An 11,930-nucleotide genomic window follows, 5' to 3' on the forward strand; every position below is an offset into this window, starting at 1 on the left:
AGCCGCCGGCACGCGCACGCTGGCAGGGTGATCGCTTTGCCAACAACAACAAAAACCGTTGCCGAGTGAGCCGATGAATATCCTGTACGACGAGCGCGTCGATGGCGCGTTGCCCAACGTGAACCAGGCTGACCTGTTGCAGGCGCTGCGCGATGCCCTGCCAGACCTCGAAATCCTGCACCGCGAAGAAGACCTCAAACCCTACGAATGCGACGGCCTGTCGGCCTACCGCACCGTGCCACTGCTGGTGGTGCTGCCCGAGCGCCTGGAGCAGGTGCAAACACTGCTGAAACTGTGCCACCAACGTGGCGTACCGGTGGTCGCCCGAGGCGCCGGTACCGGCCTGTCGGGCGGTGCCCTGCCGCTGGCGAAGGGCATCCTGCTGGTGATGGCGCGCTTCAATCGTATCCTTGAGGTGAACCCGCAGGGTCGCTACGCCCGTGTGCAGCCGGGCGTGCGCAACCTGGCCATCTCCCAGGCCGCCGCACCTCATGGTATGTACTACGCACCAGACCCCTCCTCGCAAATAGCCTGCTCCATCGGTGGCAACGTCGCCGAAAATGCCGGTGGCGTGCACTGCCTCAAGTACGGCCTGACCGTGCACAACCTGCTCAAGGTGGAAATCCTCACGGTCGAGGGCGAGCACCTGACCCTCGGCAGCGATGCCCTGGACAGCCCAGGTTTCGACCTGCTGGCGCTGTTCACCGGCTCCGAAGGCATGCTGGGTATCGTCACCGAAGTTACCGTCAAGCTGCTACCCAAGCCCCAGGTGGCGCGAGTGCTACTGGCCAGTTTCGACAGCGTCGAGGACGCCGGCCGGGCAGTCGCCGACATCATCGCGGCCGGCATCATCCCCGGTGGCCTGGAGATGATGGACAACCTGGCGATCCGCGCCGCCGAGGACTTCATCCACGCTGGCTACCCGGTGGACGCGGCGGCGATCCTGCTGTGCGAGCTGGATGGCGTGGAGGCCGACGTACACGACGACTGCGCGCGGGTCGCCGACGTACTGACGCATGCCGGGGCCCGCGAGGTGCGCCTGGCCTGCGACGAAGCCGAGCGCGTGCGCTTCTGGGCCGGGCGCAAGAACGCCTTTCCAGCGGTAGGGCGCATCTCCCCGGACTACTACTGCATGGACGGCACCATCCCGCGCCGCGAACTGCCCCGGGTGCTCAAGGGTATCAGTGACCTGTCCGCTGAATACGGCCTGCGCGTGGCCAATGTGTTCCATGCCGGCGACGGCAACATGCATCCGCTGATCCTGTTCGATGCCAACCGCCCCGGCGAGCTGGAGCGTGCCGAAGCCATCGGCGGCAAGATCCTCGAACTGTGCGTGGCAGTGGGCGGCAGCATCACCGGTGAACATGGCGTGGGCCGCGAGAAGATCAACCAGATGTGCGCGCAGTTCAACAGCGACGAAATCACCCTGTTCCACGCGGTGAAGGCCGCCTTCGACCCGCAGGGCCTGCTCAACCCCGGCAAGAACATTCCCACCTTGCACCGCTGCGCCGAATTCGGCGCCATGCATGTGCACCATGGGCAGCTGCCCTTCCCCGAACTGGAGCGTTTCTGATGAGCATGGACCGCGACATGAGCCAGGCACTGCTGGAACAGGTAAACCAGGCGCTGAACCAACGCACGCCACTGCGTATCCAGGGCAGCAACAGCAAGGCGATGCTCGGCAACCCAGTGGCCGGTGAAGTGCTTGATACCCGCAGCCACCGCGGCATCGTCAGCTACGATCCGACCGAACTGGTGCTCACCGCCCGCGCCGGCACGCCGCTGCGCGAAATCGAGGCGGCCCTGCACGAAGCCGGCCAGATGCTGCCCTGCGAACCACCGCACCTGGGCCCGGAAGCCACGCTGGGAGGGATGGTCGCGGCCGGGTTGTCTGGCCCACGGCGGCCGTGGGCCGGGTCGGTGCGTGACTATGTGCTTGGCACCCGCGTGATCACCGGCCACGGCAAGCTGTTGCGCTTTGGCGGCGAGGTGATGAAGAACGTGGCCGGTTACGATGTATCACGCCTGATGGCGGGCAGCTTCGGCTGCCTGGGGCTGCTGACCGAAGTGTCGCTGAAAGTGCTGCCACGCCCACGTCAATGCCTTGGCCTGCGCCTGCCGTTGAGCCGCCATGAAGCCCTGGCGGAGCTGGCCGAATGGGGGCAGCAACCGCTACCGATCAGCGCCGCCTGCCATGACGGCGAAGCACTGTACCTGCGCCTGGAAGGCGGCGAAGGCTCGGTGCAGTCGGCGTACCGGCGGCTGGGTGGCGAAACACTCCACAACCGGTTCTGGAGCGACCTGCGCGAACAACGGCTGCCATTTTTTACCGGCGCCGCTCCGCTGTGGCGCCTGTCCGTACCCAACGCCTGCGGCGAGCTGGACCTGCCCGGCCAACAGCTGATCGACTGGGGGGGCGCCCAGCGCTGGCTCACAACCGACGCACCGGCACAGACCATTCGCGACCAGGTCGCCAAGGTGGGCGGCCACGCCACCTGCTATGCCCCCGGTGCAGCCAGCAGCCCGCCGCTGTCCGCCGCCCTGATGCGCTACCACCGCGCCCTCAAGCAGCAGCTCGACCCCCAGGGGGTGTTCAACCCCGGTCGCCTGTACCCGGACCTGTGAGGCCAGACCATGCAAACCAACCTCAGCGAAACAGCCCGCCGCCTGGCCCGCGCTGAAGAAGCCGAAAGCATCCTGCGATCCTGCGTGCACTGCGGCTTCTGCACCGCCACCTGCCCCACTTACCAGTTGCTAGGCGATGAACTGGACGGCCCGCGCGGGCGTATCTACCTGATCAAGCAGGTGCTCGAAGGCAAGCCGGTCACCGCCAGCACCCAGTTGCACCTGGACCGCTGCCTGACCTGCCGCAACTGCGAAACCACCTGCCCATCCGGGGTGAAGTACCACGACCTGCTGGACATTGGCCGGGCGGTGGTCGAGCAGCAGGTGCCGCGCCCGCTCGGCCAGCGCCTGCTGCGCCAGGGCCTGCGTGCGGTAGTGCCGCGCCCGGCATTGTTCAAAGCCCTGACCCGCAGCGGCCAGGCGCTGCGCCCGCTGCTGCCGGCCACGCTCAAACGCAAGCTGCCGGCCCGCATCACGCCACCCGGCGACCGCCCCGCGCCACGCCATGCACGCCGGGTGCTGATGCTGGAAGGTTGCGTGCAACCAACCCTGTCACCCAATACCAACGCCGCGGCTGCGCGGCTGCTCGACCGCCTGGGCATCAGCGTGCAACCGATCCAGCAGGCCGGTTGCTGTGGCGCGGTGGACTATCACCTGAATGCTCAGGAGCAGGGCCTGCAGCGGGCACGGCGCAATATCGACGCCTGGTGGCCCGCCATCGAAGCAGGTGCCGAGGCGATCGTACAAACTGCCAGTGGCTGCGGCGCATTTGTCCGCGACTACGGCCACCTGCTGGAAAAAGACCCTCACTACGCTGCCAAGGCCGCGCGGGTCAGCGCACTGTCCCGCGACCTGGTAGAAGTTTTGCGCGATGAACCCGTCGAGCAACTGAGCCTTTGCGCCGAACAGCGTCTGGCCTTCCACTGCCCATGTACACTGCAGCACGCCCTGAAACTGGGCGGTGCGGTAGAAGCATTGCTGACGCGGCTGGGCTTTACCCTGACCTCGGTGCCCGACGGCCACCTGTGCTGCGGCTCGGCGGGCACTTATTCGCTGACCCAGCCTGAATTGTCGCTGCAACTGCGCGACAATCGCCTGAATGCGCTGGAAAGCGGCAAACCGCAAGTCATCGCCACGGCCAACATCGGCTGCCAGGCCCACCTCGACGGGGCTGGGCGCACGCCTGTGCGGCACTGGATCGAAATCGTCGAAGCAGCCTTGAACCCGGAGACCCCCCATGCATAGCAAGTTCGTGATCGGCCAGGCCGAAATTGCCCGCGTACTGAGCGCCGCGCGCCAGGAAGCCCAGGTGCAGCAATGGAACGTGACCATCGCCGTGGTCGACGACGGCGGCCATCCGCTGGCCCTGGAGCGCCTGGACGGCTGCGCGCCCGCCAGTGCTTACATCGCAATGGAAAAGGCGCGCACTGCCGCATTGGGGCGCAAGGAGACGCGGGATTATGAAGAGATGGTCAATAGCGGCCGTACTGCTTTCGTGACCGCGCCGCTGCTGACCAGCCTGGAAGGCGGCGTGCCGCTGCGGGTGGAAGGCCAGGTGGTAGGCGCGATTGGCGTGTCCGGGGTCAAGTCCGAGCAGGATGCCCAGGTGGCCAAGGCTGGGGCTGCCGCGCTCTGAGTTCCGTGCCAACCTCTTCTGGGGCCTTACAGCCTGTTGCTATGCGGTTGGAGCGGGCATGCCCGCGAAGAAGCCAACACAGGTGTTACTGCGGCTCAACCACCACCGCCTCGCCAATCGCATAAAAATGCCCACCCGCGACGTAGTGCAGGCTGCGCCACTGCGGGTCGGCACTTTCATAGGCCCAGTGCCCATCCCGGAACACCCGGTCATCCGCCCAGGCGGCCACCACTTCGCCTATGAACAAGTCATAGGTGTTCTGGTTATGCGGTTCGTCGATCACTCGGCACATCAACCACGCCGAGCAGCCTTGCACCAATGGCGCCGCATGCCCTTCGACCCTCGCCAGCTGCACACCGATGCTGGCCAGTTTGTCGGGCTGGTCGAACAGGCTGCGGGTCCCCACCTGGTGGGTCAGTTGCGCCTGCGCAGCGGTCGGCACCTGGATCACGAACCAGCCACTGCCCTCCACCAACTGCCGGGTGCGGGCGATCTTGTCGAGCACCACGGTTACCTTGGGCGGGTCGAAGTCCAGGGCACAAGCCCAGGCAGCTGCCATGACGTTGTCTACCCCCTCGTGGCTGGCCGAAACCAGCACTGTCGGGCCGTGGTTCAACAGGCGATAGGCCTTTTTCAGGTCGACGGGCTGGAAATGGCTGTTCATGGCAATCCTCGGCAAGGCGGGTATCAGACGCCGAATTGTGCCGCAGACACCTGCCTCCCGCCAGTCAGCGGTGGCCTTCCAACATCCTCAGAAATTTCCCACAAAGTTATAGGAAGCGTCTTACTTGCTGCCACTGCGCGCAGAAAACAAGATCGGCACTGGACAACGCAAGGTCGCGTTCCAGAGGAGGCTCCGTATGCACCTGTACGCCCGCTCCATTGCCGCACTGCGCAGCAGCCTGCGTGAAATGCTGGCCCACGACATCAGCAACCCCGATGAAGACCCTCACCTGTCGGGGGTGATGTTCTTCTGCGCCACCGACGAACACTCCCGGCAACTGGTCGAACGTATCGAGTTGCTGGCCAGCGAAGTGTTCTTCGACCCGAACGGGCGAGCCATCACAGAGCATCTGAAAGCTGCCGCGGTGGATGGCGTGCGCATCAAGCGCAGCCGCAAGGCACCGGCGGACGAGACAGTGATACGCATTGCGCTGGCGGACAAAGGCTTTATCACCGTAAGCACCGCTCGGCTCTGAGTATCGGCATGCAGCCGTGCCTGCAGATATTGCGCACACCCCTGATCCGCTATCCTGAGCACTCCCCTGCTCTGGACCGCCCCATGGAACTGCACATTCGTCTGGAGGGCCGCAAAGGCCTGGCCGATCAGCTTTACCAGCAATTGCGCGACGGTATCGACAGCGGCCACTTGGCCGCCGGCACCCAACTGCCACCTACCCGCCTGCTGGCAGAACAACTGGGCGTCTCGCGCAAGACCGTGGCCGAAGCCTATTCACGGCTAACCTACGACAACCTGCTCAGCGGCGTGGTCGGCCGTGGCACCTTCGTCACCCCGCGCCATCCGCTGCGCAATAACGAAGCAGACACCATCCCCCTGGCCGGCGCCGCCTCCCTCGAGCGCTGGCAGCAACGCGCCACCGTGCTCGGCCAACGCCAGCTGCACGCACCCTCGCGCTATGACTTCGTCGGCGGTGCTTCGAGCAAGGCGCAGTTCCCGTTTGACCAGTGGCGCAGTTGCCTGAACTACGCGCTGCGCCGTAGCCAGCGCCACCCCGAGCGACAATTTCCGGCCCAGGGCCTGCCGGAGCTGCGCGAAGCCATTGCCCACCACATCGCCTACGCGCGCGGTGTGCACTGCAGCGCAGCCGACCTGCTGGTGTGCAACGGCGCCCAGCAGGCACTGGACCTGATCGCCCGGGTGCTGGTCGAGCCAGGCTGCCAGGTGGCGATGGAAGACCCCGGATACCCGCCGGCACGGCAACTGTTTCTGGCCCTGGGTGCACGGCTGCAGTCGGTTCCGGTGGATGGAGAAGGCCTGTGCGTGGAGCAGATCGCCGACGGCACCCGGCTGATCTACGTGACGCCCTCGCACCAGTTCCCACTCGGCATGCCGATGAGCGAGCCACGCCGGCACGCCCTGCTGGCACGGGCTGCCGAGCTGGGCGCACTGATCATCGAAGACGATTACGACTGCGAATTCCGTTACCACGGGCCGGCCTCGGATGCACTCAAGCGCCTCGACCGCCATGGCCTGGTGGCTTATGTGGGGACTTTTTCCAAGACCTTGCTGCCCGAGCTGAGGCTGGGCTATGCCGTGTTGCCACCCGCCGTGTTGCAGGCCGCTTGCGTGGCCAAGCACCTCAGCGATTGGCACAGCCCGACCTTGCTGCAGTGGGCGCTGGCGCGCTTTCTGGGCGAAGGCCACCTGAACAAGCACATCCGCCGCTGCCACGAAGTCTACAGTGCCCGCCGTGAGCGTATCCTGGCACGCCTGGGCGGCGACCTGGCACCCTGGTTCAGCGCCATCCCCGCCAGCGCCGGCTTCCACCTCAGTGCCCTGGCCTCACCCGGGGTGGATGTGGAGTTGCTGGCCAACCTCGCACGCAAGGTGGAGGTCGGCCTGTATTCGCTGGCGCCGTTCTTCAGCGAAGCGCCGTTGCGCCCTGGGCTATTGCTGGGCTTCGGCGCCATCGAATTGCTGGACATCGACCCAGCACTGGACAGAGTGCGCGATACCCTGCAACGCCTCAGTTGACCGGTGCGGCCTTGCCCACTACCGCCGGGCGGGCGATGGCCGCCGCATAGCCACGCGGGTTGAAGCACACGGTCACCAGCAACATTGCCAGAACAGTCACGGTCAGCAGTGTCCACGAAGCCTGGAAGTCGCCACTGACATCACGCAGCCAGCCGGTGATGTACGGCACGATACCGGTGATGATAAAGCCGATGCCCTGCACGAACGCCGCCAGGCTGCCCGCCTCGGCAGGCGTTTTCAGGTGCTCCAGGGTCAGCGTCAGGCTTTGGCTGAAGCAGGCGCCCAGTCCAAAACCGATCATGGCTACCCACAGCCCCGAAGCCTGCGTAGGTACCAGCAGCAGGCCGAGGAATCCCGCCAGCTGGATTGCCAGCGCCAGCCACAGGCCTGGGCGCCGGTCGGCCCAACGCCGCAACAGCAGCGGCAGGCCGAGCGCACCTGCCACCTGGAACACGGTCATCAGGCCCACCAGATCGGCACCGCCCTGGGCGCTGCCGCCGTGCTCGGTGTGGTAAGCCGGCAACCAGGCCACCATGCTGGTGTAGCCGCCGTTGATCAGGCCGAAGTACAGGGCCAGCAACCACGCCCGGCGGGTGCCGAACCAATGCCCGCCAGTAGCCCCCGCCAACTTCGGCGCTTCCTGGCGCGGCCGCAGCACGGCCCAGGCCAGCACCGCCAGCACTGCCGGGATCGCCCACAGGCCCAGGCCGGCTTGCCAGTGACCGAAATGGCCGCTGATGTGTGGCCCGAGCACTGCAGCCAGGCCGCCGCCGCTCATCAGCGCGGCCGAATACAAGCCCATCGCCCCAGCCAAACGCCCGGGGAACCAGCGGTTGACCAGGCCCGGCATCATGCCCTGCACCACTGCCACGCCCAGGCCGGCGACCACCGCACTGGCGATCAGCGCCCAGGCACTGTCCAGCTGCAGGCGCCACAGGCAGGCCAGGGCAATCGCGGCCAGGCCCCCGAGCATACCGCCATGTTCGCTGACCCAGCGTCGCAGCCACGGTTGCAGCAACGGCACCAGGCCCATGCACAGCACCGGTAATGCCGTCAGCAAGGCGGCCTGCTGGTAGCCCAGGCCGGTGCTGGCGCGCATGGGTTCGAGTAACGGGCCGATACTGGTCAGGATCGGCCGCAAGTTCAGCGCCAGCAAAATCACCAGCAACAGGTTCAAGGCAGCTCTCATGGTGGATCTTTTCTCTTGTAGCAAGACCTGGCCATTATCCCGGCTTGGCTGGCCCGGCAGAAATAAAGAGATTGGATGCGTGTCAGTGGCCAACTGAATAGGCGATTGGCCTCCTGACCATGAACACGATTGGCTATCGGGGTGGCCAATGGTCGGCGCTACAGTAGCGCCATTACCACCCCGCACCTTTTGGAGACTGCCATGCACAACCGTATCGAATGGGCCAAACACGCACCCGAGGCCTACAAAGCCATGGTCGGCCTGGAGCAAGCCCTGGCCAAGAGTGGCCTTGAGAGTTCGTTGCTGGAGCTGGTACGCCTGCGCGCTTCGCAGATCAACGGCTGCGCCTACTGCGTCAACCTGCATGCCAACGATGCGCGCAAGGCGGGTGAAACCGAGGCACGTTTGCAGACCTTGTGCGTGTGGCGCGAAACCGCTTACTTCACCCCGCGTGAACGTGCGGCGCTGGCCTGGGTCGAAAGCCTGACCCGCCTGCCTGAGCACGGCGCGCCGCAGGGGCAATATGAAGCCTTGCAGGAGCACTTCGAGCCGGCCGAAGTGGCGAACCTGACCTTGGCGATTGCCACCATCAATGCCTGGAACCGCTTCGGGGTCGGGTTTGCCATGGTGCCGGCCTGATCATTCATTGATTGCCTGTACCGGCCAACCGCGCCCGATAGCTGCCGGGGCTGTGGCCGGTCCACTTCTTGAATGCCCGGTGAAACGCGCTGGGCTCTTGAAACCCCGCTTGCTCGGCAATTTCGGCAATGCTCAGGTCGCCTTCGCGCAACCGCTCGAAGGCCATCGCCCGGCGCACCTCATCCTTGATCTGCTGATAGGACCGCCCCTCACGCTCCAACTGCCGGCGGAACGTACTGGCACTGATCCCCTGCTGTTGCGCCAGGGCCGTCAACGTCGGCCACTGCCCATAGCGCAGGGCCCGCAGGTGCCGGTACACCTCGGCCACCAGGCCGTTCTGGTTGCGAAAACGGATCACCAGCCCCTGCGGCGCACTGCGCAGAAAGGTCTTCAAGGCCGCCAGGTCCTGCACCACTGGCAGGCGCAGATAGGCGCTGTCGAACTCCACCTCGGTGCGCCCGCTGCCCAGGCGCAGGTCTGGCCCCCACAGCAGCAGGTCGTCCTCCTGGGCCGGGCGTAACTCGGCCAGCTCGGTGCGATCGATGGCGATCCGCCGCCCGGCCAGCCAGCACAGCATGCCGATCATCAGCACCAGGTAGGTTTCCTCGGCATACACCCGAGTCAGCGGGTCGGCAATGTTCGACTGCACACTGATCAGCGCCCGCCCGCCACGTACGGTCAGGCTGCCCTGCAAATCACGCAGGAACAGGCCGAAACCGCCCATGCACTGGCGCAAGGCCTTTTCCAGGTTCGGTTCGAGGATCAAGCCCCGGCAGATCAGGGCAAAACTGCCCAGCGGCATGCCATGGCTGTCGAGGCGGAAAAATTCATCGTCCAGGCGCTGGATCAACGCCAGCCATAGCTGGGCGAACGCCTTGGCCGGCACCCGTGCCTGGGGCTGGTCGAGCAATTGCGGGGCGATGCCCACCGCCAGCAGCTGAGCGTCGCGCTCGGCGGGGCTGTCGCGCAGGGCATGGAGCATGGCGTTGAGGAAGTACACGGCGACCGAATCGCTATCGCGCATGGTGGTTTTCGCTGTCTATGCTGAGTGGCAAAAAGTGCCAGGTTGTTTGAACAGATCCGGCATAGGCTGCCACAGAGCCTTTGCCTAGACTCGGACCCACTCCGGGATATCGTCGGCCATTCTCGCAGAGCCTGGCCCAGTCCCGCCATGCCTTCGCAATCGGAGCCCCTATGAGCAGCGCAGAAATCTACGTCGTCAGTGCCGTCCGTTCAGCCATTGGTGGCTTCGGCGGTTCCCTCAAGGACCTGCCGCTGGCCGACCTGGCCAGTGCCGTGACCCGCGCCGCCATTGAGCGTTCGGGCCTTGCCGCCGAGCAAGTCGGCCACCTGGTGATGGGCACGGTGATCCCTACCGAACCACGTGACGCGTACCTTGCGCGGGTAGCGGCAATGAACGCCGGCATCCCCAAGGAAACCCCGGCATTCAACGTCAATCGCCTGTGCGGCTCTGGCCTGCAGGCCATCGTCTCGGCAGCCCAAGGCTTGCTGTTGGGCGACACCGAGGTGGCCGTGGCGGCCGGCGCCGAATCCATGAGCCGTGGCCCGTACCTGTTGCCACAGGCCCGCTGGGGGGCGCGCATGGGTGACTTGCAAGGCATCGACTACACCGTCGGCGTACTGCATGACCCGTTCCAGCACTTCCACATGGGCATCACCGCCGAAAACGTCTCGGCCAAGCACGGCATCACCCGCGAAATGCAGGACGAACTGGCCCTGACCAGCCAGCGCCGCGCCGCCCGTGCCATTGCCGAAGGCCGCTTCGACAGCCAGATCGTGCCGCTGGAGCTGAAAACCCGCAAAGGCAGTGTGCAGTTCAGTGTCGACGAACACGTACGTGGCGATGTCACCGCCGAACAACTGGCCGGCATGAAGCCGGTGTTCAAGAAAGACGGCACCGTTACCGCCGGCAACGCCAGCGGTATCAACGATGGCGCCGCCGGCCTGGTGCTGGCCACGGGTGACGCGGTGCGCCGCCTGGGCCTGAAGCCGCTGGCACGCCTGGTGGGTTATGCCCACGCCGGTGTCGAGCCCGAATTGATGGGCCTTGGGCCGATCCCGGCCACCCGCAAGGTGCTGGAAAAGACCGGCCTGAAGCTGCAGGACTTGGACGTGATCGAGTCCAACGAAGCTTTCGCCGCCCAGGCCTGCGCCGTGGCCCGCGAGTTGGGCTTCGACCCGGAAAAGGTCAACCCCAACGGCTCGGGCATTTCCCTGGGCCACCCGGTAGGCGCCACTGGCGCGATCATCGCCACCAAGGCCATCCATGAGCTGCAGCGCATCCAGGGCCGCTACGCCCTGGCCACCATGTGCATCGGTGGCGGCCAAGGCATCGCCGTTGTCTTCGAGCGCGTTTGAGGGAGCCTGGTACATGAGCATTGAACAGATCGCCGTGATCGGCGCCGGCACCATGGGCAACGGCATTGCCCAGGTGTGCGCGGTCGCCGGTTACCAGGTGCTGTTGGTGGATGTTTCCGACGCTGCGCTGGAGCGCGGTGTGGCCACCTTGAGCAAAAACCTGGAACGCCAGGTCAGCAAGGGCACCCTGGAAGCGGACAAGGCGGTGGCGGCGAAAGCACGCATCCGCACCAGCACCGACTACACCCAGCTCAGCAGTGCGCAGCTGGTGATCGAGGCCGCCACCGAGAACCTGCAGCTCAAGCAGCGCATCCTGCAACAAGTGGCCGCCAACGTCGCCGCCGACTGCCTGATCGCCACCAATACCTCGTCGCTGTCGGTCACCCAGCTGGCCGCCAGCATCGAACACCCCGAGCGCTTCATTGGCGTGCACTTCTTCAACCCGGTGCCAATGATGGCGCTGGTCGAGATCATTCGCGGCCTGCAGACCAGCGACAGCACCTACGCCCAGGCGCTGGTGGTGACCGAAAAAGTCGGCAAGACGCCGATCACCGCTGGCAACCGCCCAGGCTTCGTGGTCAACCGCATCCTGGTGCCGATGATCAACGAGGCGATCTTCGTGCGCCAGGAAGGCCTGGCCAGTGCCGAGGACATCGACACCGGCATGCGCCTGGGCTGCAACCAGCCGATCGGCCCTCTGGCCCTGGCCGACCTGATTGGCCTGGATACCCTGCTGGCGATCATGG

General features: G+C 65.7%; 12 protein-coding genes. 9 read left to right on the plus strand and 3 right to left on the minus strand.

Going from position 1 to position 11,930, the window contains the following annotated elements:
* The first annotated feature begins 73 nt into the window (after positions 1-73).
* Genes glcD through APH35_RS23700 form a run of 4 tightly spaced genes read left to right on the plus strand, consistent with a single transcriptional unit; the run spans position 74 to position 4,261 of the window.
* Positions 74-1,573: a glycolate oxidase subunit GlcD gene (gene glcD, locus APH35_RS23685; protein ID WP_060515628.1), complete on the plus strand. Its 1,500-nt coding sequence runs from the start codon at positions 74-76 to the stop codon at positions 1,571-1,573.
* Positions 1,573-2,625, plus strand: coding sequence for a glycolate oxidase subunit GlcE (glcE, locus tag APH35_RS23690; RefSeq protein WP_060515629.1), 1,053 nt, complete (start codon positions 1,573-1,575; stop codon positions 2,623-2,625). Before glcD ends, glcE begins: the two co-directional genes overlap by 1 nt.
* Positions 2,626-2,634: 9 nt before the next feature.
* Entirely contained in the window at positions 2,635-3,870 is a 1,236-nt protein-coding gene (gene glcF, locus APH35_RS23695) for a glycolate oxidase subunit GlcF (protein ID WP_060515630.1), read from the plus strand.
* Complete coding sequence (locus APH35_RS23700) at positions 3,863-4,261, plus strand: heme-binding protein (RefSeq protein ID WP_060515631.1); 399 nt, start codon at positions 3,863-3,865, stop codon at positions 4,259-4,261. Before glcF ends, APH35_RS23700 begins: the two co-directional genes overlap by 8 nt.
* Before the next feature lie 85 nt (positions 4,262-4,346).
* On the opposite strand, the gene APH35_RS23705 is transcribed toward APH35_RS23700, so the two are convergent.
* Complete coding sequence (locus APH35_RS23705) at positions 4,347-4,925, minus strand: flavin reductase family protein (protein ID WP_012271805.1); 579 nt, start codon at positions 4,923-4,925, stop codon at positions 4,347-4,349.
* A 196-nt stretch (positions 4,926-5,121) separates the two neighbouring features.
* Between APH35_RS23705 and APH35_RS23710 the strand changes: the two genes are divergently transcribed.
* Both APH35_RS23710 and pdxR read left to right on the plus strand, forming a co-directional pair.
* On the plus strand, positions 5,122-5,460 hold the full coding sequence (locus APH35_RS23710; RefSeq protein WP_060493388.1) for a hypothetical protein: 339 nt from the start codon (positions 5,122-5,124) through the stop codon (positions 5,458-5,460).
* Between the two features lie 83 nt (positions 5,461-5,543).
* The gene (gene pdxR / locus APH35_RS23715; RefSeq protein WP_041166468.1) at positions 5,544-6,977 is read left to right on the plus strand and encodes a MocR-like pyridoxine biosynthesis transcription factor PdxR; all 1,434 of its coding nucleotides are present in this window, start codon (positions 5,544-5,546) and stop codon (positions 6,975-6,977) included.
* Here pdxR and APH35_RS23720 read toward each other — a convergent pair.
* On the minus strand, positions 6,970-8,166 hold the full coding sequence (locus APH35_RS23720) for a CynX/NimT family MFS transporter (RefSeq protein ID WP_060515632.1): 1,197 nt from the start codon (positions 8,164-8,166) through the stop codon (positions 6,970-6,972). The genes pdxR and APH35_RS23720 overlap by 8 nt on opposite strands.
* 201 nt (positions 8,167-8,367) lie before the next feature.
* Between APH35_RS23720 and APH35_RS23725 the strand changes: the two genes are divergently transcribed.
* A complete protein-coding gene (locus tag APH35_RS23725; protein ID WP_012271801.1) occupies positions 8,368-8,805 on the plus strand; it encodes a carboxymuconolactone decarboxylase family protein in 438 nt (145 codons plus the stop codon).
* 4 nt (positions 8,806-8,809) lie between these two features.
* Here APH35_RS23725 and APH35_RS23730 read toward each other — a convergent pair whose 3' ends face one another.
* On the minus strand, positions 8,810-9,829 hold the full coding sequence (locus APH35_RS23730) for an AraC family transcriptional regulator (protein WP_060515633.1): 1,020 nt from the start codon (positions 9,827-9,829) through the stop codon (positions 8,810-8,812).
* 170 nt (positions 9,830-9,999) lie between these two features.
* Here APH35_RS23730 and APH35_RS23735 point away from each other — a divergent pair, with 170 nt between their 5' ends.
* Positions 10,000-11,184, plus strand: coding sequence for an acetyl-CoA C-acyltransferase family protein (locus APH35_RS23735; RefSeq protein WP_060493391.1), 1,185 nt, complete (start codon positions 10,000-10,002; stop codon positions 11,182-11,184).
* Positions 11,185-11,197: 13 nt separating this feature from the next.
* A partial coding sequence (locus tag APH35_RS23740; protein ID WP_060515634.1) for a 3-hydroxyacyl-CoA dehydrogenase NAD-binding domain-containing protein occupies positions 11,198-11,930 on the plus strand: 733 nt, incomplete at its 3' end.

The sequence above is a fragment of the Pseudomonas sp. NBRC 111132 genome (assembly GCF_001320565.1).
Taxonomy (GTDB): Bacteria; Pseudomonadota; Gammaproteobacteria; order Pseudomonadales; family Pseudomonadaceae; genus Aquipseudomonas; species Aquipseudomonas putida_P.

Coding starts and splice junctions, on each gene's coding strand:
- glcD (WP_060515628.1), top strand. CDS start 74: ATGAATATCCTGTACGACGAGCGCGTCGATGGCGCGTTGCCCAACGTG.
- glcE (WP_060515629.1), top strand. CDS start 1,573: ATGAGCATGGACCGCGACATGAGCCAGGCACTGCTGGAACAGGTAAAC.
- glcF (WP_060515630.1), top strand. CDS start 2,635: ATGCAAACCAACCTCAGCGAAACAGCCCGCCGCCTGGCCCGCGCTGAA.
- APH35_RS23700 (WP_060515631.1), top strand. CDS start 3,863: ATGCATAGCAAGTTCGTGATCGGCCAGGCCGAAATTGCCCGCGTACTG.
- APH35_RS23705 (WP_012271805.1), bottom strand. CDS start 4,925: ATGAACAGCCATTTCCAGCCCGTCGACCTGAAAAAGGCCTATCGCCTG.
- APH35_RS23710 (WP_060493388.1), top strand. CDS start 5,122: ATGCACCTGTACGCCCGCTCCATTGCCGCACTGCGCAGCAGCCTGCGT.
- pdxR (WP_041166468.1), top strand. CDS start 5,544: ATGGAACTGCACATTCGTCTGGAGGGCCGCAAAGGCCTGGCCGATCAG.
- APH35_RS23720 (WP_060515632.1), bottom strand. CDS start 8,166: ATGAGAGCTGCCTTGAACCTGTTGCTGGTGATTTTGCTGGCGCTGAAC.
- APH35_RS23725 (WP_012271801.1), top strand. CDS start 8,368: ATGCACAACCGTATCGAATGGGCCAAACACGCACCCGAGGCCTACAAA.
- APH35_RS23730 (WP_060515633.1), bottom strand. CDS start 9,829: ATGCGCGATAGCGATTCGGTCGCCGTGTACTTCCTCAACGCCATGCTC.
- APH35_RS23735 (WP_060493391.1), top strand. CDS start 10,000: ATGAGCAGCGCAGAAATCTACGTCGTCAGTGCCGTCCGTTCAGCCATT.